The organism is Roseiflexus sp. RS-1 (genome assembly GCF_000016665.1).
Taxonomy (GTDB): Bacteria; Chloroflexota; Chloroflexia; order Chloroflexales; family Roseiflexaceae; genus Roseiflexus.
Genome location: NC_009523.1, coordinates 3,937,602 through 3,963,512 on the forward strand (window position 1 = coordinate 3,937,602; position 25,911 = coordinate 3,963,512).

Annotated in this window: 14 protein-coding genes; 11 read left to right on the plus strand and 3 right to left on the minus strand. The window is 60.7% G+C overall.

Features of this window, described 5'->3' with window-relative positions; all coding sequences use genetic code 11:
• Window positions 1-3: 3 nt before the first annotated feature.
• From ROSERS_RS16140 to ROSERS_RS16185, 11 genes are all read left to right on the plus strand, one after another.
• Window positions 4-2,415 carry a DUF6603 domain-containing protein gene (locus ROSERS_RS16140; RefSeq protein ID WP_011957841.1) on the plus strand — a complete coding sequence of 804 codons (2,412 nt, stop codon included), beginning with the start codon at window positions 4-6 and terminating at the stop codon, window positions 2,413-2,415.
• Window positions 2,403-3,257 carry a hypothetical protein gene (locus ROSERS_RS16145; protein WP_011957842.1) on the plus strand — a complete coding sequence of 285 codons (855 nt, stop codon included), beginning with the start codon at window positions 2,403-2,405 and terminating at the stop codon, window positions 3,255-3,257. The genes ROSERS_RS16140 and ROSERS_RS16145 overlap by 13 nt, the downstream gene beginning before the upstream one ends.
• 73 nt (window positions 3,258-3,330) lie before the next feature.
• Entirely contained in the window at window positions 3,331-8,937 is a 5,607-nt protein-coding gene (locus ROSERS_RS16150) for a hypothetical protein (RefSeq protein WP_011957843.1), read from the plus strand.
• Window positions 8,930-10,789 (plus strand): hypothetical protein, encoded by a 1,860-nt coding sequence (locus ROSERS_RS16155; RefSeq protein WP_011957844.1) that lies wholly within the window; start codon window positions 8,930-8,932, stop codon window positions 10,787-10,789. Before ROSERS_RS16150 ends, ROSERS_RS16155 begins: the two co-directional genes overlap by 8 nt.
• Window positions 10,790-11,249: 460 nt before the next feature.
• Entirely contained in the window at window positions 11,250-12,626 is a 1,377-nt protein-coding gene (locus ROSERS_RS26915; protein WP_011957845.1) for a G8 domain-containing protein, read from the plus strand.
• Window positions 12,627-12,642: 16 nt separating this feature from the next.
• Window positions 12,643-14,226 carry a hypothetical protein gene (locus ROSERS_RS26920; RefSeq protein WP_442969656.1) on the plus strand — a complete coding sequence of 528 codons (1,584 nt, stop codon included), beginning with the start codon at window positions 12,643-12,645 and terminating at the stop codon, window positions 14,224-14,226.
• Between the two features lie 108 nt (window positions 14,227-14,334).
• The gene (locus ROSERS_RS16165; RefSeq protein WP_011957847.1) at window positions 14,335-15,795 is read left to right on the plus strand and encodes a dihydrolipoyl dehydrogenase family protein; all 1,461 of its coding nucleotides are present in this window, start codon (window positions 14,335-14,337) and stop codon (window positions 15,793-15,795) included.
• Window positions 15,796-15,864: 69 nt separating this feature from the next.
• Window positions 15,865-16,482: a CDP-alcohol phosphatidyltransferase family protein gene (locus ROSERS_RS16170; protein WP_011957848.1), complete on the plus strand. Its 618-nt coding sequence runs from the start codon at window positions 15,865-15,867 to the stop codon at window positions 16,480-16,482.
• Between the two features lie 866 nt (window positions 16,483-17,348).
• Entirely contained in the window at window positions 17,349-18,164 is an 816-nt protein-coding gene (locus tag ROSERS_RS16175; protein ID WP_011957849.1) for a TVP38/TMEM64 family protein, read from the plus strand.
• Window positions 18,165-18,190: 26 nt separating this feature from the next.
• Entirely contained in the window at window positions 18,191-19,771 is a 1,581-nt protein-coding gene (locus ROSERS_RS24285; RefSeq protein ID WP_198136313.1) for an SDR family NAD(P)-dependent oxidoreductase, read from the plus strand.
• Window positions 19,768-20,883 (plus strand): flavin-containing monooxygenase, encoded by a 1,116-nt coding sequence (locus tag ROSERS_RS16185; RefSeq protein ID WP_011957851.1) that lies wholly within the window; start codon window positions 19,768-19,770, stop codon window positions 20,881-20,883. The genes ROSERS_RS24285 and ROSERS_RS16185 overlap by 4 nt, the downstream gene beginning before the upstream one ends.
• Window positions 20,884-21,860: 977 nt before the next feature.
• On the opposite strand, the gene ROSERS_RS16190 is transcribed toward ROSERS_RS16185, so the two are convergent.
• From ROSERS_RS16190 to ROSERS_RS16200, 3 genes are all read right to left on the minus strand, one after another.
• Window positions 21,861-22,280 (minus strand): hypothetical protein, encoded by a 420-nt coding sequence (locus tag ROSERS_RS16190; protein WP_011957852.1) that lies wholly within the window; start codon window positions 22,278-22,280, stop codon window positions 21,861-21,863.
• Window positions 22,281-22,357: 77 nt separating this feature from the next.
• Window positions 22,358-24,571, minus strand: a complete 2,214-nt coding sequence (locus tag ROSERS_RS16195; RefSeq protein ID WP_011957853.1) for a transglutaminase TgpA family protein — start codon at window positions 24,569-24,571, stop codon at window positions 22,358-22,360.
• A 9-nt stretch (window positions 24,572-24,580) separates the two neighbouring features.
• The gene (locus ROSERS_RS16200; protein WP_011957854.1) at window positions 24,581-25,864 is read right to left on the minus strand and encodes an ABC transporter substrate-binding protein; all 1,284 of its coding nucleotides are present in this window, start codon (window positions 25,862-25,864) and stop codon (window positions 24,581-24,583) included.
• Between the last annotated feature and the right edge of the window lie 47 nt (window positions 25,865-25,911).

A 25,911-nucleotide genomic window follows, 5' to 3' on the forward strand; every position in this document is an offset into this window, starting at 1 on the left:
CCTGTGAGCAGCGACACCCGCAATGATTTGCAGCGTCTGGTCAGCGAACTGCGCCAGATCCTGGATCCGATCGCGCGCAGCGTGGGCGATAGCGCCATTCGCCGCGAGATTTTGCTGGCGCTCGGCCTCGATCCCGCGCAGTCGTCGCAGTCGCTGACGATCCCGCCCTCCTCGCTCGCCAGCATCGACGCCTATCGCGAACGGGCCGCCGATGACGTCGATCTGCAGGCGTTTATCAGCGCGCTCTCCGACCTGACGCAGATCGTTCAGGCGCTGATTGACTTTGTTCAGTCAGCGGCGGCAGCTGACTCAAACGCCCCGGCCGGGTTTATCGTCGAAGAGGCGGTCAGTTTCTTCTTGCAGGCGGCCACGATCTCATATCTGCGCGTGCGCCTGCCGGGAGTGTATATCACCGCCAGAGCGCTGCAACTGCTCGAAGATCAGGCGATCCATTTCGGCAGCATCGTCAGGTTGTTCTTCAGAATTGGCGACTATTTCGATGAGGTGTTTGGCGACGCGCTCGATCTTCAGACTGAAGCTCATGCCAAACAGGTATCCGATGTGTTTCTGTTTGTGTCTGGCGTTATCGTGGCGTCGCTGATGAAAGCCGATTTTGTCTATGGCTATGATGCCGGGCCTGGTTCGACAAGTCCGATCGGCGATGCGGTCAATAATCGCACCCTGACGATCCGCCTGAGCGGCAAAACCAGGGATTCGTCGAACAATATCGTCAAGGGCGCGCTGCTGCTGAGTATGGCGCTGCTGCCGCGCGATCATGGCGGTCCGGGTCTGCTGATGCGCATCAAGGGCGAAGGCGCACTTGAGGCGCCAATCACCGACAATCTCAGTTTCCAGTTCGCGACCGACGGTCCTGATTTCCTGGTGTATATCGGCGATGGTTCGCATAGCTTCCCCTCATCAACCGACGCCTCGGTCACAGTGAGCCTGATCTATAAGTCAAAGCCCGCCAGAGAGATCATCTGGGGCGACGCCAATGGCGTCCATCTCCGGATCGGCAGCAGCAAGATCGAAGGCAAAGTCGGCGTTACCGATCAGAGTATCAAAGGCGAAATCAAAGACAGCGCGTTTGTTTTGAAGACCGACTCGGCTGATGGATTTCTGAGAACCATCCTCAACGCAATTACCAGCGACGGTAAACTGGAAACTAAATTCGATTTCAATATCGGCTATTCAAAGAAAAAGGGCTTCTTCATCGGCGGCGGCGCCGGGCTGATGGTCAGTATTCCGCTGCACGAAACGCTTGGCCCGCTTCAGTTCAATACCCTGACCGTCGGCCTGGCGCTGGGCGAAAAGGCTGGCAGAGACCCTGGCTTCAAGCTGGAAGGTTCGCTCAGTTTTGGTCTTGACCTTGGCGTGCTGCAGGCGTCGGTTGATCGGATCGGCCTGTCAGGGCTGGTTATTTTCGACGACGGCGAATTCACGCTGGGCTTCAAGCCGCCCAACGGCGTCGGCCTGGCGGTTAATGCCGGGCCGGTGCGCGGTGGCGGCTTCCTGAATTTCGACTACGACCGTGGTGAATATGCTGGCGGACTGGAACTGGATATCGCAGGCATCATTACCCTGACCGCGCTGGGCGTGATCACCACCAAAATGCCCGATGGCAGCGACGGCTTCGCGCTGGTGGCTATTCTGGCGGTTGAGTTCGGCGCCCCTATCCAGTTGGGGCTGGGCTTTACCTGGATCGGCATTGGCGGCATTTTCGGGCTGAACCGCACTATGCGGCTGGAAGCCATGGCGGCTGGCATCAAGTCGGGCGCAGCCGAGAGTATTCTGTTCCCAAGAAATATCGTTGCCAACGCCGCGCGCATCATCAGTGACCTGCGCGTCTTCTTCCCACCGCAGAACGATACCTTTCTGGTCGGCGGCATGCTCAAGATTGGCTGGGGCACGCCCACGCTGGTCAGCCTCGCACTGGGGGTTGTGATCCAGATCCCGCCGGGAACCTTCGCGATTCTTGGTGTGCTGAAGGTGATTCTGCCGGATGAAAACGCAGCGTTGCTGCAATTGAAAGTGGGCTTTATCGGTGCGTACGAGCCCGATAGAGAACGCGCCTGGTTCTTCGCGACCCTGTATGATTCGCGCGTGCTGGTGATGACGATCGAAGGTGGTATGGGTGTGCTGATTGCCTGGGGCGGCGCCAGCAACTTCGTTATCTCGGTCGGCGGATTCCATCCGCAGTTCCAGCCACCGCCGCTGCCCTTCCCCACGCCGGATCGCCTGTCGATTAATATCCTCAACTATCCGCTGGCGCGCATCCGGGTCATGGCATATTTTGCAGTTACATCGAATACTGTAAAGACAATTTCCTGCCCAATCTCAACTTCATCCAGCAGAACAGCATTTCGCTGCTTGAGACCAACCAGGCCTTTATCGAAGCCTACATGGTCGGGTTGAACCATGAATTCGCCCGCGAACTCCTCTGGCGCGAATATGTCACCGACCAGCGCGGCAGCTATTTCCGCCAGTTCTGGGATGTCACCGGCTATCTGCACGGCAGCGCCGAAGATCCCGAAGTCTTACGTGAAAAACTGCGTGATATTCCACCACTGCACCGCTGGTCGAAGTTCTCAAAACTGGGCGACCACGACAATCGCGAAACCGGCGGTGCGAACGAAGAGGAAATCGTGCTGGTGATCCGCGGCGAACTGCTCAAGAAATACCCAACGGCGGTCATCTACGCCCACCGCGCAAAATGGCAGCGAAAAGCGGATGGCACGATCGACAACGCTGTCGAACGCCAGCTGGACGACGCTGGCGTGGCGCTGGCGGAAAACCCGCCGCGCGACAAGGTCAAGACGCCGCTCTACGAAGCCAAAGTTGATCCTGATATCTACTTCTTCGGCTTCGACCTGACCGTCGAAGCGGCGATCGGCGGCACTGGCGAAAACGAGACCGACGATCCAGGATGGTTCTTCGTGATTAAGGAGCGCCCTGGTGAACCGCGTTTTGGATTGGATATCGGAACCGCTGACCATATCTACGTCTGGAATGATCTGGCCTGGGGCAATCTCGTGCCAGACGCGCAGGCTGGCGACTATATCCAGATCACCAGCGCCACGCCGACGATCACCCTGGAGACGCTGCCATCCACCGAGAACGAGAAGATCGACCAGGCTGCCGATGACCAGAGCGTACGCTGGCACAGAGACGCTCATGCCGCCGAAGTGGCCTATATCCTGTATCAGGCGCCCGTCATGGTCGCCGTGCATGCATCGGAGATGATACCAAGATCGTGACGTTGCACTACGACGAACGCGCCGAGGCGCCTGCCATTGATGGCATAACTCCTGCCAGTAGAGGACCAAACGAATGTCCGACACCAGCTTCCAATCGCTCCAGCAGCAGCTACAGCAGGCGCAAACCGCGCTGAAAGCCGGCGACGAAGCCCTCTTCCTCGCCCGTGAGAAACTCAAGCGCATCGAAGCCCGTCAGGCGCGACTGAAGCGTTTCTTTGACCCGGCAAACCCCAGCCATCGCGCCCAGGAAAAACAACTGGCAGCGCAGCACGACGCAACCGTCCGCGAGATCGCAGCGCTGCGCGAGCGACTCGGCGCGCTCCAGGAAAACCTGGCTGGCCAGCTCGACGCCTTCCTGCCCCTCGCTGACCCACGGAAGTCGATTGAACAGCTCAATGATCTCTATCCAATCCTGCTCCTGCCGCTCCGCCTCGAAACCCGCTTCAAACAGATTGCCACACCCGATGGAATGCAGCACCAGTTATGGGTGCGCGTCTACCCCGACGATTGCGCCATCGACGCCTTCGAAGCGTCGCTAAGCGAAACCGAGCTCAAAAACGCCCAGACCTACTGGTCTCAACTCTGGCGCGCTGCTGGCGACGAGAATCTCCGTCGTGCGGCATGGCGCAACCTGGTTGCCAGTCATGGCGTCGGGCGCGCCATCTGGATCGAACGCACCTACCGGCCCACGAACGAAGCCGACCAACCTGCACCCGACGCAACTGCCCGCGTGCTGGTCATCCCCACTACCAGCCCGCTCGACGTCGCCACCCAAGGACATGCCCGCGCCTACTGGAGCGCTGTCTGGCGCGCCGCCAGCGACGCAGCCGCAATCGACGCCGCGTATCAGGCGCTGGTCACGGCGATCGGTGATGATACAGCGACGATGATCCTGAAAGACTACCGACCATTCAACCTGAGCGACGACCCGCCCGCCGGGCATACCCGCGCCACAACCACCGTCGTCGTCGCATTTGTCACCTTTCCCTCCCCCGACGAAACCAACGCCCAACGCCGCGCCTGGTCGAAGGCGCCACATGTTGATGTCTTGCCTGAACGCCTGGTGCTGCTCGGCTATAACGGCGATATCCTGACCCTCGAACAAATCGGCGCCGCGATCCCCGCCAGTCTCACGACCGGCCCGGACCCGCTGGCGGATGAAGGCAACCAGATCCGCCAGGATGGCGCTGATATTCAGGTTAGCGCCGAGATGCGCTGGATGGTCGATTTTGAAGAAGCGTTGACCAGAGGCATGGCGTTTCGTGTCAATCTCAGCCCGCAACAGTACAACCTTGGCTTCGACAGGCTGATGGCGCTTGGCGTCCGTCTCGCTGCCGATCAGACCGCAGGCAGGCAACTCTTCGAACAATTGCTCACCAACCATCATTACAGCCGCGCCGGACTGAGCCTGTTGCCACAAGGAACGCCGACCAACAATACTGATGATGCGACCTCCGGCTATTCGAGTATGGATGATGCGGATGCCAGCTATGAGATCCTCAATGGCGGGAATAGTGCGCTTGACCCGGCTGCCGACTGGTTCGAACGGTATGACGGGATCTGGCTGACGCAACTGCTCGGTCTGGACAGTTCGATCATCAATACGGTTTCCGGTGCGACCAATAGCGACATTCGCGACGCCCAGGCGATGAATATCGCCCTCTTTCCGGCAACGCTGGGCTATACCCTGGGCGCCATGCTCTCGCCAGTGTTCAGCGACGCCGCGATTGAGTTCGTCCGATCGTTCTACACCCACCTGGTCAGCGGGCGTGGTATGCTGCCAGCGCTGCGCATTGGTCGGCAGCCATACGGCATCCTGCCGACCACCGCCTACCGTCGTATGGCGTTTGACCAACCGGTAGACGGCTATCTCGCCGCAAACATTGGCATCGCCAGGCGGATTTCCGCTGGTTCGCCCTATCTGAACAGGCTCTATGACGTGCTGATGCGCGCCTATCGCGTATGGGGAACATTACGCGACCGTGTGGCGCATGTTGGCGCCACCGGCGATCCACATCAGATCTTGTTGGAAATCCTGGGGTTGCATCCCAACTCAGTTGAGTTTGACCAGCGCTATGCTGAAAGCCTGGCGCAGACGCTCAACACCATGAATCTCAGCGGCTTTTTCGAGCAGTTGATTGTTGCGCTCGCTCTACTCGAACAGGGACTGGACGTACTGCGCGACCATGGCTATGATCCCGGCGAACGCGAACGACCCGATCTGCTGGATAAATTCTTCTTCGCCAGGCCGTTTCCAATCGATGAGACAAAACTGGTCGACGATCAACCACTCTCCGAAGATAAACCCATCCGCGACTATACCGCCGACGGCCGCAACTATATCGAGTGGCTGATTGACGCCGCAAACACATCGCTGGAAACCCTGCGCCTCCAGACAGGTCTGCCTGATGCCGACCGGCCAACTGCATTGTTGTATCTGATGCTGCGCCATGCGCTGATGCTTGGCTACTACGATACGAGCATTCGCCTGTATCAACGCGCCGATCTGCTGGATAGCGACGCCGTGCTGGCGGCGCGACGCGAAGCGCCGTTCATCCATATCAAGCAACAGGTCCAATCCAGCGAAAGTCGCTTCAAACTGCTGTACGACACGCAACCGGCGATCGCCGAGGGACGGCCGAATGTCAGAGTCGCTGATTACATCACCTCACGCCTGGCGACACTGAACGATGCTGCTCGTCTGCGCGAACAGATCGCCGCGCTTGAGCGCCTCAAGAACCGCCCTACCGCCGTGTTGGAACGCGTCTTTGTCGAGCATCTCGACACCTGCTCCTACCGCCTGGATGCATGGTTGCAGGGGTTGGCGCTCTACCAGTTGAGCGTGATGCGTTCTATTGGTGTAGAAGGCTCTTCGCGCACCGGACTGTATCTCGGCGCTTACGGTTGGGTGGAGAACCTGCGTCCCAATCCTGCCCGGTTGCGTCCGGTTCACCTGACCAACGACGAACTGCGCGCCGTTTTTCAGCGCGATGGCGACCCGCCGTTAATGCGCGACTCTGCCAACGCCGGTTATATTCATGCGCCGTCGCTCAATCATGCCGTCACCGCTGCCGTGCTGCGGAATGCCTATATCAGCACCGCCGCTTCCGATAACGCCGAAGTCTTCGCGGTCAATCTCTCCTCAGACCGGGTGCGCCGCGCCATGGCGATTATCGAAGGCCTGCGCAACGGTCAGAGCCTTGGCGCGCTGCTGGGATATCAACTCGAACGCGGTCTGCACGACCGCCATACACTGGCGGAAGTCGACCAGTATATCTATGTACTGCGCGATCGCTTCCCGCTGGTGGCAAACCGGCTGAAAAAGACCAAAACCACCGATCATGGGTCGATCGCGGCGATCGAAGCGCGGAATGTCGTCGATGGCGAGGCGCTGGTCAATCATATCGAGAATGCTACACCTCGCGCCTATCCATATGGCATTGCCGGTCTGCCGGCGCCGGGTACGCCTGCTGGCGACGTTCTCGCCGCCGAGCTGATGCGTCTGCTCGATACCAACGACGCCGTCGCCGACATTGGCCTTGCTGAAGGGATCCACCAGGTCGTCCAGGGCAACTACGACCGCGCCGCAGCGACGCTGGAGTCACTATCGGGCGATAACCTGCCACTCATCCCCGACGTGGTCACAACGCCGCGCAGCGGCCTGGGGCTGACCTTACGGCTCGGGTTGCATCTCAAGCCAGGGTTGACGCCAACCAGTTCACCGATCATGGGCATGGCAATGACACCACGCGCCAGTGCTGAACCTGCCCTCAACGACTGGTTGAGCCGGATCTTTCCGCCGCCTGATCAGGTAGGAACGGCGGTGGTAATAACGACGAACGATGGCGTCCAGAGTACCCGGATCGTTACTCAGGCACAGCTGGGCTTGCAGCCAATCGATCTGCTATTTATGATCGTGCCGACCGATGAACAGGCTATGACAGCGCTCGACGACGCGATTCGCCGCCATGTCAGCAGTGGTCTGGCGCTCGATGCAACGGTCGCTATTCGCTACACACAATCGATCGCGCCGCTCCGCTCATTCTTCGAAGTGGGTGCGCTTGTCAATCAGGTACGCCCACTCGTGCTGGAAACCCGCCCGCTGCGATCCACCGACCTCTCAATCCCGACCGAGACCGGCACGACCCAAGCCGCCGCAGCGGTCTACCATACTGATCGTCTGAATCATCTGATTTCCAATCTCAACGATCCTGCTGGTGCGCCCGCCCGCCTCCGCGATCTGGCGACGGCGCTGACGACCTTGCTGTCCGATGCGGTCGCTCAGCGTGACGGGCTGGTCGCAGGTATCGACGTTCACCTGAATGTCGTTATTGACGCGCTGGCGGAACTAAACCTGTATGGCTTGCCCCAGACCGGGTCTGGCGCCATACTTGAATGGCGTCAGACGCGCTACACCGCGCTGATGACCAAAGTGCGCGACCTGGCAGTGCGCTGGCAGGCAAAACTTGACGCCTTCGACGCAATGCTGCTCGATTATGGCGCACTCGACCCGCAAACCAGCGACGAGGCGCGTTTCGCGAGGTTGCAAGAAATTGAAAAACAGGTGGTCATCACTCCAACCCGGCTTGCGCCAGGCGCTACGCCCGCCGACTACCTGGCGCTGCTACCAGCGCAACGTCTGGCGTTCGCCAACAAACGCGCCGAATTTACTGGCATTCTGAACGCGCCGCCGCCAACCCTCTCAGGTCTGCTTGCCAGTGTCGAAACTGCCGCTGCGGGCATGGAGACCTTTGACTTCGTCAGGCTCGAGCTGGACAACGACAAAGACGAGATCATCCGCTTCACCCAGGATACCAACAGCCATATACAGAACCTGATCGCCGACATCGACAACCGCATCCGGACAGCGACCGACGATCTGGCAGCCTATGCAGCCGCGACCAGCGAGAATGCGCGCGCCAACGCCTTCACCCACGCCGCACATACGCTCCTTTCGCCTGATTTCATGGTCATACCAGAGTTCACCCTCGACGCCAATCAGGCTGATGAACTTCAGAAAGCCTACGCCAGCCGCGACGCGCTGCTCCGACACCAGACCGTGACGCTTGGCAATGACTTCCCGGTCGACGAATGGCTCTACGGCATCGCCCGGGTGCGCGATATGCCGCACCACTGGGAAGCGGCAACCATGCTAGCCGACGCACTTGCCCAGGCAGCGCTGGATCTGCATCCGCTACAACTGCCATATCTGGACGATGACAGTTGGCTGGCATTGCCCTACCCGGAAGACTATCTGCTCGAAACCGACAAGCTGCTGTATACCGCGCACTTCACCGAGCCATTCGACAAAAACGCGACGCAGTGCGGTCTCCTCCTTGATGAATGGACTGAAATCATCCCAACCACCGAAGAAACGACCGGCGTAAGCTTCCATTATGACCGTCCGAATGCTGAACCGCCGCAGGTCATGCTCCTTGCTGTACCGCCGGTGATCGACGGCAAATGGCAATGGGCCGATCTGGTCGATACTCTGCATGAAACCCTGGAACTCGCCAGGCGACGGGCAATCGAGCCTGACCATATTGCCAGCACTGACTACGGTCGTTACCTGCCCGCGACCATCTCAGCAGTGACCATGCATCCCATCACCATCGCCCTGAACTATGCACTGGTCAATAATGTGTACTCGGCTGTTGCAAGCGAGGGTGACAATGCCTGAAAGAATCATCAGCAACATTGAGCAGGCTCTGGTGCGACGCCAGTTACCGACCATCACCCTCTGGAACCGCCTCGAGGGTCGCCCGCGCACGCACGATTTCCAGCGCTCGCTCAGAGCCGAAATACGCGACGCGCTCTGGATGCTCACCCGCCAGTGGCAGGTTGGCGAATTCCAGGGCGATGACGCCGGTTCACCGGTCTTCGCCAAAATCCACCTGCAGATGTCGCGTTTCGACGCCTACCAGGCCGGTGCGCACGCGCCGCAGCCCTTTGACTACAGCCTGCCGCTCGAAGCACAGGTCGAGCAGCGACCTATCCCGTTCGAGCGCGGCAATCAGCCAATTTCGCTCGACATTCGCTTGCTGATGGGGCGGCAGTGGCTCAAGTTGCTGGCGTCAATCGGCGATTTCCGCGAAGAATTCTATGCGTTGTATCCCATCGACGCGCCCGACCCGGCGCAAAAGGCTGATGCCGAGGTCTGCTCGCATGCCGCAACCTGGCAGACCGTCGCAGCAGTGGCGCGCCACGCGATGGACGGCTACAAGCTCTACCGATTTCTGAAGAGCGACCCAAACCATCATGCCTATCAGGGAACCAGCATTCCCACTGCCGACCATGTGGCGGTTGAGGAGCTTGAGACCAGATTTATTGCGTGGTTTGAACGGTTGCTGATCCAACCTGGTGCGGCGCAACCCGACGCCTGGCAGCCCGATCATCTCGAATACCAGTTTAGCGTTTCCTCGCCCGATCCAACCGGTGCGGGCGTCCTCAAAGCCGAAGAGTATTACCAGGGGCGACTGGACTGGTACAACCTCGACATCGATCCAACCCGCGCGCGCCTTGAGCCCGATGTTCCGGCGACGCCGCCCGGCGCGCTGCCTGCGCCGACCTGGTCGTTCATTCCCACAGAGTTACGGTTCGAAGGCATGCCCAACACCCGCTGGTGGACGTTTGAAGATTCGCGCACCAGTTTCGGCGCTATCAATGCTGGCGCCAAGGACCTGGCGCAACTGATGCTGCTCGAATTCGGCCTGCTGTATGCCAACGACTGGTTCCTCTTCCCATTGACCCTGCCAATCGGCGTCAGCACGCGCATCCAGGGCCTGGCGGTCACCAATGTGTTTGGCGAACGGATCTGGATCGAAGCAGCCGGACGCGGACAGGACGAAGACTGGCAGCGCTGGAACATGTATACTCACACCGTCTATGGTGACGATAACGTTCAGGCCGATATGCGCGCCATTCTGTTGCCGACTGTGCCCAAGATTCAGGAAAGCCGCCCGCTCGAAGAAGTCGCCTTTATTCGCGATGAAATGGCCAATATGGTCTGGGGCATTGAAACGCGGATCACTATGGTCACCGGCGAAAGCCTGCCGGGCTATGAAGCTGGCGTCGATCTCAGGCGTTTCTACGAACGCCTGGTGAATCTGGCTCCCGCGCCGCCGCCAGTTGCCGCTGCGCCAGTACGTTATCAGGTGATGTCGAACAATGTACCCGAAAACTGGATTCCTTTCATTCCGGTTCATATACCGGGCAGCAATCGCGAGATACAGTTACAGCGCGCCGCGTTGCCGCGCGTCATTGCGCGCGACCCGAACCGCCCTGAAAAGATTCGCCCGCGAACTGCATTGCTACGCGAAGGTCTGGCGAATGGACAGCCATACTTCGTCCATGAAGAAGCCATTACCCGTGCCGGAGTCGATCTGCGACAGACCTTTCAGCGCACGCGCTGGCACAATGGCCGCTGCGTCATCTGGTTTGGCGCGCGCAAAGCCACCGGGCGCGGTGAGGGAGCCAGCAATCTGCGCTTTGACTATCTTGCGCCAGCGCCGTTTACTCCGCCGGAAACCTGATATTTATTGGGTGTTATGCGGTCACTCTCAAGCTGTGCATCAAGAACGACTATCCCAGAGCACATCGGCGGTGCGCTCGAAGTGGTTCTTCGAGACCGGGGTGTTAATGCTGGCGTGAACTATCTCTCGGGACGGGATTAAGCCAGGCTGCTGTATCGTGCATAACATACCTTGATTGCTCGTTCATGTTTGTACAGATGAGCGCAATGAGCGTTGCATGCACCCTCAGTTCAAACCCGGCATTGGTGAAGGTGTATCCCGCATAGTAACCATTCACACTAAAGTACTGCATTCTGGCGCCACCCTGTTGCATCACGGCATGCTATGCTGATCTAAAAGTCAAAAAATCGCTAAAACGAACCGATCAACTGTACGTTGCTCCTACGCTCGTGTGGCGCGTCGGTTCCATGCGTAACAGGCGCAACAGGACAGGCATTCCCAGGAAGGAGCGATCCCATCCATGCAGCGCAATCCAGCCCTGATCGCGTCGGTATGTGCATTGTTGGTTTCCATTCTCTTCGCCGCCGGTTTGAGCCTTGCCGCTCCCTCATCAGCGCATTTCCCCTCTGTACAGATCACGCTTGCGTCTGGCGATCCGCCTGCACCGATGGACGTGCAGGTTGAGTCTGGCGCCGCGGTTGTCTGGCGCAATAACGACACACAGGCACACCGTCTCCGCTCTGTCGATGGCAGCTGGAGATCGCCGGTCATCGCGCTAGGATCAGATCGGCATCAGGTATTCGTTGAGCCTGGACGCTATCCTTTTGTTTGCGATTTCGATCCAGGGATGAGCGGTGTGCTCACCGTTCAGCCTGATGCGTACCGCGTATTCCTGCCGCTGGTGATCCGCAGCGCACCGGGAGCGCAATCCGGCGAGCGCTGGTCGAACCCGGCGACGTGGGGCGGGCGTGTGCCGCAGAGTGGAGATGCGGCAACCATCCCGGCGGGCAAGGTCGTTCTGCTCGATGTCAGCCCGCCGCCGTTACAGAGTCTGACCATCGAAGGCGAATTGGTCTTTGATCGGCGCGATCTCGATCTGACTGTCGGCTGGATCATGCTGCATGGTCAGGGACGCCTGCGCATTGGCACGCCAGCCGAACCGTTCGCCCATCGCGCGACGATTACCCTCAACGCGCCCAATCCGAACGAAGATGTGATGGGAATGGGCACGCGCGGCATACTGCTCATGGGCGGTTCCTTCGAAGCGTATGGCGTGATGCCGAATCGTGTGTGGACGAAACTGAACGACCATGCCGCTGCCGGTGCAACCACGCTTACCCTCAGCGATACGGTGAACTGGCAGCCCGGCGCCCAGATTGTCATCGCGCCAACCGACTTCTACGGTGTGGCGGAAACCGAACGACATACAGCACAGGCGGTGAACGGCGCCCGGGTCACGCTGGCGACGCCTCTGCAAACATCACGCTGGGGTCGGTTGCAGTATGTCAGTTCCACCGGAATGACCACGACGCCGACAACGGAAGTAACGCCGCTCGTGCTCGATGAACGCGCCGAAGTGGGACTGCTCTCGCGTCAGATCGTGATTCAGGGCGCCGATGATGCACGCTGGCGCAATGACCGCTTTGGCGCTCAGATCATGGTGATGGGGAGCGGGGTCTTGCGCCTCGATGGCGTTGAACTGCGGCGCGTCGGACAGGGCGGGCGTCCCGGTCGCTATCCGATCCACTTCCATCTGCTTTCGTATGCAGCAGACGGCAGCCTGATCGGTGATGCGACTCAGCAACTGGTCACCAACTCAAGCATCTGGAATTCGACCAACCGCTGCATAACGTCATGCCACAAATGGCACAACGATTCGCAACAATATCTGCTATGACATCGCCGGTCACGCCATCTTTGTGGAAGACGCGGTTGAGCGCCGCAACCTGATTGAAAACAATCTGGTGCTGAAGGTGCGGCAACCGCCTCAACCGATCCTGCCGAGTGATCGCGAAGGTTTCCTGCGTGGTCCGTCGGGTTTCTGGCTGACCAATCCCGACAATATCGTGCGCGGAAATGTCGCCGCCGACGCGGCTGGCAATGGGTTCTGGCTGGCGTTCCCGGAACGTCCGCTCGGCTTGAGCAAACTGGTCCCGATACGTCCAATCAACACCCAACTGGGAGTGTTCAGTCATAATGTCGCACACTCGAACAACAAGCCGGGCATCAACCTCGACTTTGCTCCCTTCGACGATACAGGGAACACCCGCGAGAGCAAGTACGTGCCGACCAGTGATGAAAGACAGGATCGCTACAGCGCCAACCGCGTGCGTTTTACGTTCAGCGACATTACAACGTACAAAAACCGAGACAATGGGTTGTGGAATCGAACCTCCTGGCCCGACTACGTCCGTTTTGTTTCTGCCGATAATGCTGGCATGTTCTTCGCCGGCGCCGGTGACAATGGTCGGATATCCGACTCGCTGATTATTGGCGTGAGTCTGAATAACAGCACGCCGCCACCCACATCGAACCAACCGAATGTCGCGGTTGCCAGCTACCATAGCACCTTCGACATCGCTCACAATGTGATTGTCAATTTTCCGCTCAACGACCGCATTGACCGCGCCAGCGGCGCCTTCGCCGCCAACGACTACTACACCAGCCCGGTTGATCGCGGAATGGTGCGCAATCCCAATAACAGATTGATCAACAGCCATCCGGGACGACGGGTCATTTCGCCGAACATCAATACGCCGGTCGGGAATGCCGCACTCGCCGGTGCGCTGTGGGACCCGCACGGATACTGGGGACCGGCAGGGAATTACTGGGTGTACGACATTCCCTTCCTGACCGCCGGACGGACGTGTATGCCGGTTGCTGGCGAGCATCTTAGCAGGAGTTGCGCCGGTCCGTACTACGGCGTCTCCGGCTTCAGGATTGATGGGAGCGATCGCTATAAGCCGGTGATGCCGCTCACGATCACTCGTCTCGATCACAATATGCAGCCGATCGGTGCCTGGATTGTAGAAGACGGGAGTAGCGGCAACCTTAACACGTTCAATATTATGTCGCACATGCGCCATTTTGCCGCCGTTCCCGATGGTCGTTACCGGATCGAGTTCCGTGACAATCTGGTCAGTCACCCTCTGCCGACACAGGAAGTTATGCTTGTGCTCTCGAACATGCATTCGACCTCTGATCGACTGATTCTCTCAGTACCATTCAGCGGGAGTGCAACGATACAGGCATACCTCACCACCCGCGAGTTATACCGGGATATTCAGGCGCCCAATACGCCGGTGCGCCACCTGACGCCGGTCGGTTCGTTCGCAGCATTGCTTGCTACCGAAAATAGTGTATGGCAAGACCACGCGAATCAACAGGTATGGGTGAATGTGAGCGGCGGGCTCGCATTGCCGGGAGGCGCCCCGACCGATCCGCTGTCGGATGAAATGCTGTACCGCGCCACGTATCTGCGCGTGTTCAAGCCGTAGGAGCGCCAATACACCCCTCCAACCCAATACCGGCATGATAACCGTAGAAGTACATGAGACTCATCTGGTCGAGTCGTGACCGGTGCAGCGAGTGATGAAAGAGGACGAGTGACCGACCATTTTCATACGATCGTGATCGGCGCCGGTTCCGGCGGTTTAACCGTCGCCTATGGGCTTGCCAGCCTGGGCAAACCGGTCGCGTTGATCGAGGCGCGCCACGTTGGCGGAGATTGCACGAATACCGGCTGCATTCCATCGAAAACCCTCATCCACCTCGCCGGTCGAGGCGACAGCAACGCCAGCGCCGTGCTCGCCGCAGTGCGTCGCAGGCGCGATGCCCTGCGCAACAAAGAGACGCGGGAGTTCGGCGCAGTCGCCAACCTGAGCCTGATATCCGGTCGTGCGCGTCTGGTCAGCCCGGAGCGAGTCGCCGTTACCCTGCCCGATGGTGGCGAGCGCATCCTGACAACACGCCACATTGTGCTGGCAACCGGTGCGCGACCGCGTATGATCGCCATTCCAGGGTTGCCAGCAGCGCGCGCCCTGACCAGTGAACGCATCTTTGAGATCGACACTGCGCCGCGCCATCTGGCAATCATCGGCGGGGGAGCGATTGGCGTCGAACTGGCGTTTGCGTTCCGTGACCTGGGCAGCCAGGTGAGCATCATCGACATCGCCCCGCGGGTGCTGATCCGTCATCTTCCCGGCGTCTCCCGCGTGATTGAGGCGTCGCTGCACGCCAGAGGGATCGCGCTCCACCTGAACGCGCGCCCCCATTCCTACGACGAATCCACTCAGACCTTGCGCGTCGAACACGCCGGACGGGTCATGTCGCTGCACGACGTGGACTATGTGCTGATCGCTGTGGGTCGTGAACGCAACGTGGAGGGTCTGGGGCTGGAGACGGCCGGTGTACGATTCAGCACCCAGGCGGGGATCGAAACCGATGCGTATGGTCGCACGAATGTACGGAATATCTATGCGGTCGGCGATGTGACTGCTACTTCTGCGTTCACCCATTCCGCCAATGCGCAGGGACGCCGCGTGGTGCAACAGATCGCCTTTCCCTGGTTGCCGCTGCGCACGCCTGAACCGTTCTATCCAGAGATTGTTTTTAGCAACCCGGAGGTGGCGACGACGGGGATGAAGCCGGAGCAGATTGCACAGCGCTACCATCCGAATCTGGTCAGGCGAATCCATATCGATCTGGCAACGCAGACTGATCGCGGATATACTGACGAAGTGCATCATGGTTTCATTATGGTCGATGCGATGCGTCTGACCGGCAAGATTCTCGGAGTGACGATTGTTGCGCCAAAAGCGTCGGAAATGATCTCTTTCTTTACACTGGCGATCCAGGAAGGCATCTCGATGTACCGCCTGTATCGCACCGTCTACCCGTATCCGACGTTTTCCAGCGGAATCCAGAAGGCAACAGACATGTTCCTGCGCGACACGCTTACCAATCTGCGTGGCGAACTGAGCGCCTACCTGCGCTATCGCTGGTTCCAACGCCGTGGAGAAGCGTCGTTCGCCAGCGCGATTGATCGTCAGGCGCGGCAATCCTGAAGCCAGGTTGTGTTTCGCTTCGCCCTGTCAGGAGATGATCGGCGACTCCCCATTGCCCTGGATACCGTCATGATCGACAAAACGCTGCGCGAGTCGAAAGATGCGCTGTTCACCTGGCTGGTACGCGGTCCTGTTCGCCAGATCCATCCCGCGGTCGTTACTGTTCTGGCGGCTGTCGTCGGTGTTGCGGCTGCCGTCGCCGCCTGGCAGAGCGCGTATGTGGCGGCGGTGTGTCTCTGGTTGATGAACCGCGCGCTCGATGGACTCGATGGCGCCATTGCGCGGGTTACAGGCACGCAGAGCGATCTGGGAGCATACCTTGACATCATGCTCGATTATGTCGTCTATGCGGCCATACCGCTGGGATTGGCGCTCGCAAGCGGAGAATCCGCCGTTCTGCTGGCGCTGGCAGTGCTGCTGGGAAGTTTCTATCTCAACAGCGCAAGCTGGATGTATCTGGCGGCTATGTTGGAGAAGCGCAACGCTGGCGCTGCGTCGCGGGGCGAAACCACGTCGGTGACGATGCCAGCGGGGTTGATCGAAGGCGCCGAGACGATAGTGTTCTATACGCTCTTCCTGCTGTTTCCCAACGCTCTGGTTCTCTTGTTTTCGTTGATGGCGACGCTGGTGCTGGTCACCGCCAGTCAACGGGTAGGCTGGGCGCTGTGGCATATGAAAGATGGGTGACTATAGAACATCGAAGACGAATACGACGGCAATCTTCTAGCGAAATGCAACATGATTGAGCCACGTGCGTGCCGGGTGCGCGGGCGTCCCGCCTGCACGACCGTCTGAGGCGCACAATCGGTGCGCGGGCGTCCTGCCCGCATGACCGTCTGAGGCGCGCAATCAATCGGTGCGCGGGCGTCCCGCCTGCACGACCGTCTGAGGCGCACAATGGGGGCGCGGGCGTCCCGCTCGCACGACCATCTGAGGCGCACAATCGGTGCGCGGGCGTCCCGCCCGCACGACCATCTGAGGCGCACAATCGGTGCGCGGGTGTCCCGCCCGCACGACCGTCTCAGGCGCACAATGGGGGCGCAGGCGTCCCGCCCGCACGACCGTCTGAGGCGCACAATCGGTGCGCGGGCGTCCCGCCCGCACGACCGTCTGAGGCGCACAATCGGTGCGCGGGCGTCCTGCCCGCACGACCGTCTGAGGCGCGCAATCGGTGCGCGGGTGTCCCGCCCGCACGACCGTCTCAGGCGCACAATGGGGGCGCAGGCGTCCCGCCCGCACGACTGTCTCAGGCGCACAATCGGTGCGCGGGTGTCCCGCCTGCACGACCGTCTGAGGCGCACAATGGGGGCACAGGCGTCCCGCCTGCACGACCGTCTGAGGCGCACAATGGGGGCGCAGGCGTCCCGCCCGCGTGACCGTCGGCGGCGCGCTGTGAGTGCGCGGGCGTGCCGGGTGCGCGGGCGTCCCGCCCGCGTGACCGTCGGCGGCGCGCTGTGGGTGCGCGGGCGGGACGCCCGCATGCCCGTCGGATGCGCACAATTCCAGCAGTCAACTGTTTTGCACTTCACAGTAGAATAAAGACAGGGCGCTCAATGCCACACCAATCATCTGCGCCACTCCATCGTCGGGATGGCTCTCTGGCGCATCACCGGCAAACGATCATCGCCAGCGCAATCTGGCTGGCGCTGGCGGGTGCATTTCTCGGCTACAGCCTGTCCAGCGGCGCATCCCCGACAGAGACGTTGCAGGCGGCGATCGATCTGCTGCGCACGCCGTTCGGACCGCTGATCTACATCCTGATCTATACCCTGCGTCCGCTGGCGTTCTTCTCCGCAGTGATCGTGACGCTGATCGGAGGTGCGATCTGGGGTCCGTTCTGGGGAACACTGTTTGCGATCATCGGCTCGAACATGTCGGCGACGCTGGCATACTGGTTTGGGCGGGCGTTTGGTTCTGGAGTCTTGCCCGAAGGGAAGGCAGGCGCGCTTGAGGGGATGGTTGGGCGCTACACCAGACGATTGCAGGCGAACGCCTTCAGCGCGATCCTGATGATGCGTCTGATCTATCTGCCTTACGATCTGGTGAACTATCTGGCAGGTTTTTTACGCATCCCCTACCGCCCGTATCTCCTGGGATCGGTCATCGGCGCACTGCCGGGCACGCTGACCTTTACGCTTGCTGGCGCTTCGCTCGCCCTGGACGATATTCTCGCCGGACGTTTCAGCATTTCGGTGGTGAACCCGTGGACGCTGGCATGCTCCGCCGGGTTGTTCGTTGCTGGCATTGTGATCGCGCGGATGCTGCGCCGCAAAGAACAGCAATTAACGACTCTGGTCGTGTCTGCCGACTCTCCACATGCGTCACCACCAACAGAGGATTCGTCGGGCACACTGGAACGCATACCCTGATGGTCACACTGCACCAGAATCGCAACATGTCGCAGTCTGTCGTTCTGATCACCGGCGCAACGGACGGCATCGGTCGGGCGCTGACGCAGATCTATCGTGCGCGCGGGGCGCGGGTGCTCGGTATCGGGCGGCGCCCGGCGGAAGAGGTGTCGCCAGATCTGCGCAGTGACTATTGTCGTGTTGATCTGGCGCAACCGTTCGCTTCCGCGCTGGTTGCCGACGTTCTGCGGCAACGAGGCGTCGCCCGCCTTGATCGGCTCATCCACTGCGCCGGGATCGGCTCATACGGCGCGGTCGATGATCAGACGCCGGAAGCGATCGATGCGCTGCTGGACGTGAACCTGCGCGCGCCGATTGCGCTCACCCACGCGCTGCTTCCGCTTCTGATCGCAGCACACGGACACGTGACGTTTATCGGGTCGATAGCGGCAGCATTGCCCGCACCCAACTACGCAGTGTATGGCGCAACCAAAGCGGCGCTGGAAGGGTTTGCCCGCAGCCTGCGCGAAGAACTGCGCGGACGGGTCGGGGTTCAGATTGTGCATCCAGGCGCCACACGCACCGGCATGCACGCAAAATCCGGCGTGCCGCCCGACCGCGTCAATGCGCGTCGCTTTCCATCACCCATGTGGACGGCGGAGCGGATCGTGCGTGCTATCGAGCGGAACGCCGCAGTAACGACGATTGGATCGGTCAATCGCCTGCTGCGTCGTGTCGGCAGGCATGCGGGCGAAATTGCGGACGCGGTTGCCGCTCGCCAGGTGGTCGCACCGCACCATACGATTGGCGATACGACCCATCCGCCAGGGATGCTTTCCACTGGCGGTCGGCGGCACTGTGTTGTGACCGGCGGCGCAAATGGGATCGGACGCGCAGTTGTCGAACGGTATGCGCGTGACGGTTGGCTGGTGACGATCATCGACCGTGAAGCGCCGCAGATCAACCGCACCGTTCAGGATGCCACGACATTCATCCAGGCTGATCTTGCACATTCAGAAGGGATCGACCGGGCGTTACGCCATCTCGCCGCGCTTCCCGCCGCCGACGTTGTGGTGCAGAGCGCCGGAATCAATGCGGTTGGCGCGTTTGCAGCCAGTGCCATCGATGAACAACTGACCGTGATCGATGTCAACCTGCGCGCGCCGCTCCACCTGACCGCCGGACTGCTGCGTTTCGCACTGCTGGCGCCCCGCGCGACTCTCGTCTTTATCGCGTCGCTATCAGTCTACACTGGTTACCCCGGAGCGGCAGTCTACGCAGCAAGCAAAGATGGTTTGTCTTCATATGCGCGCAGTTTGCGGGTGGCGCTGGCGCAGCGGCATATGAACGTAATAACGGTGTACCCCGGACCGACGCGCACCGCCCATGCGCGGCGCTACAGTCCCGACAACCGGCGCGAGAGTCGTCGGATGGCGCCGGAACGTGTGGCGGCGTGCATCGCAACTGCTGTCGAACGGCGTCGCGCCAGGGTGATTCCGGGCATAACCAACCAGGCGATTGCACTGATCGGAAGCGTGGCGCCGACGCTGACCATGTATGCCATGCGGAAAACGCTCTTCGAGCGTCTGGAAGCCGTATCCGGCGATGTGAAGGCGGGGCGACCATGATCACGATCATCGGCGCCGGACCGGCGGGGCTTGCGATGGCTGCGGAACTGACGCGCCGCAATCGACCGTATCGCCTGATCGAACGGGGTCGTGTCGGCGAGGCGTGGCATCACCATTACGACCGCCTGCGACTGCATACGTTGAAGCATGTATCCGGGCTGCCCGGTTTTCCGATGCCTTCCCACTATCCCGACTTTCCGAGCCGCGCGCAGTTTCTGGAATACCTGCACCAGTATGCGCAGCACTTCGATCTGCGCATCGAGGAAGGGATCGAACTGCGCCGCGCCGACATCGATGGTGATCGCTGGCGGCTCGATACCAGTTGCGGAGAAGCGGATGCGTCCGTGCTGGTGATGGCAACCGGCATCTGGAGTGCGCCGGTACGTCCCCGATTGCCGGGCGAAGAGCGTTTTGCCGGTCTGATCCTGCACAGCCGCGACTACCGCAACCCGCATATCTTTCGCGGGCAACGAGTGCTGGTGGTTGGCGCGGGCAACTCAGGCGCCGAAATCGCCGTCGATCTCGCCGGGCATGGCGTCGAGACGGCAATCGTCGTGCGCAGTGGCGTCGCTTTTGTGCCCAGACCACGATCCGCCGCCGGTATGCGTCTGGCTGCATGGTTGTTGCGCACCCTGCCGCCATGGTTGGGGGCGCGTTTGTTGCGGCGACGCAACTTTCAACATCTCGGTTTGCCGCTACCGCCAGGTTCGCCGCTCTTCCACTATCCTGTCGTCGGCTATGAATTGCCGCAGGCAGTTGCCCGGCGGCGGGTAGCCGTCTACCCCGGCGTGGCACAGATCGAATCCGGGAGCGTCGTCTTTCAGGATGGTCGCCGCGCTCCTTTCGACGCAATCATTCTGGCGACCGGGTACCGTCCGGCGCTGGACCCGGTGGCTCACCTGGTCACGTGCGATGCGAGCGGTCGCCCGGTTGTGGACCGATACTGGCGCGCGCGGCGCCATCCAACGCTGGTGTGTATCGGATACACCTACCCGACAACCGAAGGATGGCTCCAGGCGCTCGGTCGCGTGGTGCGCGCAGCGGCTCATGGCATCGCTACGCAGGCGGACACTACGCTGCACGACCGGCGCACCGCTGGCGCATTACGCTGATGGCATCAACGCCAGGGTCAACGTATCTGAGCACTGCTGTAAATGCTCAATCTTCGTACCGATAGGATTTGCTATCATTGCTCCTTCGGAGTATACCAGGATGCCAGGATGAAGGGCAGAGAGGTCACCACCGTTTTGAGGTGTACTAGCATGCTAGCATTCTAGCATCCTATTCTCAAACTGTGCTCTTCCCCCTTTCATTGTGGAGTAGTGTGGAGCGACCGGGATGAACGACGAGACGCAACCTGGCATATGAAGATTGAGAATATAAACCGGTATTCGCCCCTGCCATCGGGCTCATGGAGATTGAGAAATACATCCGGTATGCGCCTCTTGCCGTGGAACTGAACCCCTCGGCTATGCGAGGCGAAGCCCGCCTGCGCGGGCTTGCCAGCAGACCGCGTCAGCGGCCTTTGCCCTGCTCGCCAAGCCCTTCAGGGCGACGGCGCGCCGTGGAACTGAACCCCTCGGCTATGGAATGCAAAGCCCGCCTGCGCAGGCCAGACCGGATTATTTCTTCAAGGACCATATGCCACTGCTCCCCGCGTGCTGCACAGGGGTGCTCCGCTTCCAGAGGACGAGGGCATTCTTGAAAGGGTGGGTTTTTCGGGAAGCCTCTGCATTCTTTATCTCGTTTTTGGCGTCAGGACGCCCAAATTCCCCCTTCTCCCCTTGTAGGAGAAGGGGGTTGGGGGGATGAGGGGCAAAAGCGCACGGAAATGCAGAAAACCGCGCATCTCTCCCAGGAACTCTACTCTTGAGAGGGATGGTCAAAACCGGCGTCGTGCGGTGAACGTGGAAGTATCATATGTTCAGGGTTTCAGCGTGGTGAAACGTTGAACAGGCGCATGCTGCGCTTCAGGGGGCAGCGACGTTGTCGCTGCACGTTGGTGAGGGAAGGCGCCGGACGGAGATCGGGCGAAGGTATTCGCTTCGCCCGATCAGAGGCGGGTACAGGCTAAAGTTCGTGTCGGGCGCTAGCGACGCGCCAGCGTGATGATCGCCGGCACACGGTCGAACATCCAGAACGCAACGACCATCCCGATCACGGAAGCGCACAACGCCCAGGCGAGCGCCAGCCACAGTGCGCTCAGCCACCATCCGATCAACACAAACCAGACGGCGCGCAGGAGAAACGGCCGCTGCGGCACATCCGCGCGATAGGCGCGACCGCTGGCAATGATAAGATCGCTGCGCTGCGGCGCCAGCGTCACGACCTGCGGCAGTCGGTTGAGCATCCACAATCCAAGCGGTAGACCGATGACGGTGACGCACAACACCCACGCGATTGCAGCCCAGATGCCGCTGAACCACAATCCAAAGACGATAAAGTAGAGCGCGCGGATCAACAGGTTTGGTCCGCTGCGCTGCTCGATGACGATCGGTTGATGCTGCATTGCTTTGATCCTTTCCAGCGCACATGGCGCATCTGCATACCTGTAGAATCATACGCTGGTTATTGCCTGATGTTGCATCATGACCGAATCGACCTGCGCGTTGGACGCCAGGATCGCAGTCGCGTCAGTGCCCGCTCAATCTGCGCCAGCGCCGCAGAGTCCAGACGATGGTTGCTGTAACGGGCTTCGGTCAGGATCGCCGCCAGCGTCATCAGGTCGGCAGCGATCTCCGGCGCGCGCAGCGCGACCAGCGTTGCGTATTCGTGGATCGTCGCGCCTGGAGACCACTCGACACCTGCACGGGCGCCGCACCGCTCCAGGTCGCGCTGCGCGCGCGCGATCGGCGTGTCGCGCGGTGGACGCCGACCGAGGAGGAATCCGCCAGCGGTCAGGGCGGCCACACCGCTCAGGACGGCAAGCCAGATGAGCACACCTCTTATCCGATCAGGAGGTGCAGCTTCGACCGGCGTTGCAACCGGAGCTGGTGAGGGTGCAATGGCGCCGCGATCCGGAAGCGGACGAACCGGCGTTGGTTCGAACGCCACCCACCGCCCGGCGATGAAGAGTTCGGGCCAGGCGTGCGCGTCGGCTTCGCGCACCAGGTAACTGCCAGCACGTTCGTCATATTCGCCCGACGCATATCCGACCGCAAGACGCGAGGGGATGCCCAGCGCACGCGCCATCACTGCCATTGCGGAGGCGTAGTAGGTGCAGTAGCCGCTGCGCATCGAGAAGAGAAAGTGATCGACGCCATCAACGCCGTCAGCAAGCGGCTCGACTTCGTAGGCGTAGGGGAGATTGCGCAGGTAGCGCTCCAGCGCCTGTGCGCGCGCTTCGTCCCCCTGTCTATCGCCTGCAATGACGACGGCAAGGTCGCGCACCCGCATCGGCAGGCTCGTGGGGAGCGCCAGATACGGTCCGAGATCGACTGCCTCGCCCCCCGGCTGGCGTCTCTCCGGGGGTGGCGCCTGTTCAGGCAACCGCGACAGGACTCGGTAGCGCGCACCGCTGCCGACCGGAACGAGCGCCATCAGCGATCCATCACGCAATCGTTCGGCGCGGGCTGGTATGTCGGCGAACAGCGGGTCGGGGAGCGCAACCAGCGTGGCACGTTGTGGCCGCAGGTCTTCGACGTACTGCATGATCGTTCCAGGCAGAGGTTCATTCGGAAAGGCAACCGGCGGTTCATCGGCGACGCGCGCGCTGCTGCCCCACCCATCGCCGGTGTAGCGGTTGAAGATTCGCGCACGCCAGTAGCGCGGCTCACGCGCAGGCGGCAGCGGCGCACTCAACGTCACGCGCAGCGCCAGTTGATCCGGCGGACCCTGCTCGAGCGAGAGACCAAGCGGAAGTTCGGCAAAAACCGGTACGCCAATGTCTGCAACTCCGCCCGATGGCAGAGGGCGCCGAATCGAACGCTCCAGCACCGCCAGACCGGAAGGAATCGCGTCGTCACGGACGAAGATGCGCGCCAGCGGGTTGCCGGGCCAGAGCGGCAGCGCCCATGCGACAAACAGCGCACCGGCAGTCAGCAACCCGCCCCAGATCACCATATCGCGGAACAGTTCGGTTGAGTAGTCGATGGCGGCAGCATCCCACATCGTCTCACGCCGTCGAAAATCACTGGCAACGGCAAGCACAAGCCAGACGCCAGAGCCGATAATCAACGGGCTGCCGCTGCCGCCGCCGGGAATCGCCACGATCCCAAGCGCAATGAGCAAGGGCAAACCATATGTCAACGTCGTTCGGCGGGTGCGGATGGCGATGCCGGTAAGAAACGCACCACTCCAGGTAAGGGTCGCGCCGGCGACCGACAGCATGAGCGCAGCACCGCGTTCTCCGCCAGCCGGCGCAGCGATGAGCTGGTCGCGGAAGCGGAACAGGGCAACACGCCAGAGCGCCAGTGTCAGCGTTTGCGGCGGTTCACCGGCGGCTGGATCGCGCCATGCTACCTTCCATGCCCACGAGATTGCAGCACATATGTCGGCAGCGGCGACGTCGAGCGCTGGCAATGCCTGACCAATGCTGAGCAGCAGAAGGGCAAGACCAATGAACCAGATCAGGGTCAACGCTGCAATGCGCAGCGCCCGACGCGAAGCGCAAGACGTAGCGCGATACCCGACAATTGCACCCAGTCCTGATCCTGCGATGCCGCCCCAGAAGAACGCACCCGACGAGAGTGGCAGCGTTGCATCGATGGCGGCAAATCCAGGCGCCAGAACTGCCAGGATCACAAGAACGACGAGCGTCCAATCGAGACGTTGAACCGGTATGCGACGAAACTGTCCCACGGTGATGCTCTATCTATCGCGCCGGGTAAAAAACGGGCGCGTCCGGGTGATTGCCGTTTCAATCACGTCATCAACGCTTGCCTGTCCATAATAGGCGCGCTTCAATTCTTCCGCCACTATATCTTCGATGTCCACCCATGTTTCCATGACCGGTACTGCGCGAATGAACGCAATGCCATCGAGAAACACCCGACTGTTCGCCGGTCTGGTGTGTGGATCGAGAAAGACCGGCGAACTGGCGACCGCACGCAGCGATGGCACGGTGCGACCGGTTGCGGCGATGATGCGCTGCCCTTCAACGGAATTGGCGAACTCGATAAAAGTCCATGCTGCTTCCTTCTGTTTGCTGACCTGCGCCATGCAGTAGGCATCGGCGTGGAGAATGCCAGCGCGCTGTTTCCCGCGTGGCAGCGGGGCGACGTCCCAATCGAAATCAGTGATGGTTCGATACGTTGGCACGCCACGCCGACTGTTCAGAAACATGCCGAGACGACCGTTCAAAAATCGGCTTTCGCTGCTCTCGGCTGCCTCTGCCACCGCGTCGGGCGTCACGTGGTGTTTGACTTGCAGATCGACGAACCACTGGATCGCCTCGCGCGCCGCCGGTGTGTCGAGCGTCAGACGAGTCGGCGTCTGCGGATCATCGACGACATCGCCGCCATTCTGCCAGATGAACGGCGCCAGCCGAAACAGTGACACCTCCGTTCCCAGACCATACTGATCAACCACGCCGTCACCGTTGGCGTCGCGCGTCAACCGCTGCGCCGCCTCCAGCATGTCGTTCCACGTCCAATCCGGCGACGGGTCAGGAAGCCCGGCAGCGCGGAACAGATCGCGGTTGTAGTAGACAACCAGGCTGGAAAGGTTCTGCGGAAGGCACATGATCACGCCCTGCCAGATGAAGGGGGTCATTGCTTCGGCATAAAAGTCGTCTGCGCTGATAACTGCACTCTGCGCCAGGTACGGACCGAGCGGCTCGAGGACGCCTCTGGCGGCGAAGGCAGCGTAGCGCCGGTAGTTGATCAGGACGATATCTGCCGGTGTGCCCGCAGCAAAATCGATACCGAGTCGCTTCCGATAATCGCTCTGCCCCGGAATGTGGATGAGCGTCACCTGAATCGTTGGATGGCGTTCTCGAAATGCTGCCACCAGGCGCTCGTATGCCGCTTTTTCGGCAGCATCGCCAGATACCATGAACGTGATTTCTCTTGCTGGCGCTGGCGGCGGCGTGGCGCAGGCGACAAGCACAACAACGAATAGCGCAAACAAGCCATATCTGCGTGTCAGAGTCATATCTCCTCCAGATTCTCGCTGTTCAGGGCAGGAGCAGGAGCAGCGTG

Bases quoted from the DNA above. Each gene is read 5' to 3' on its own strand.
- ROSERS_RS16145 (WP_011957842.1), top strand. From the start codon at position 2,403: ATGGTCGGGTTGAACCATGAATTCGCCCGCGAACTCCTCTGGCGCGAA.
- ROSERS_RS16155 (WP_011957844.1), top strand. From the start codon at position 8,930: ATGCCTGAAAGAATCATCAGCAACATTGAGCAGGCTCTGGTGCGACGC.
- ROSERS_RS16185 (WP_011957851.1), top strand. From the start codon at position 19,768: ATGATCACGATCATCGGCGCCGGACCGGCGGGGCTTGCGATGGCTGCG.
- ROSERS_RS16200 (WP_011957854.1), bottom strand. From the start codon at position 25,864: ATGACTCTGACACGCAGATATGGCTTGTTTGCGCTATTCGTTGTTGTG.
- ROSERS_RS16175 (WP_011957849.1), top strand. From the start codon at position 17,349: ATGCCACACCAATCATCTGCGCCACTCCATCGTCGGGATGGCTCTCTG.
- ROSERS_RS16150 (WP_011957843.1), top strand. From the start codon at position 3,331: ATGTCCGACACCAGCTTCCAATCGCTCCAGCAGCAGCTACAGCAGGCG.
- ROSERS_RS26915 (WP_011957845.1), top strand. From the start codon at position 11,250: ATGCAGCGCAATCCAGCCCTGATCGCGTCGGTATGTGCATTGTTGGTT.
- ROSERS_RS16190 (WP_011957852.1), bottom strand. From the start codon at position 22,280: ATGCAGCATCAACCGATCGTCATCGAGCAGCGCAGCGGACCAAACCTG.
- ROSERS_RS24285 (WP_198136313.1), top strand. From the start codon at position 18,191: ATGTCGCAGTCTGTCGTTCTGATCACCGGCGCAACGGACGGCATCGGT.
- ROSERS_RS16170 (WP_011957848.1), top strand. From the start codon at position 15,865: ATGATCGACAAAACGCTGCGCGAGTCGAAAGATGCGCTGTTCACCTGG.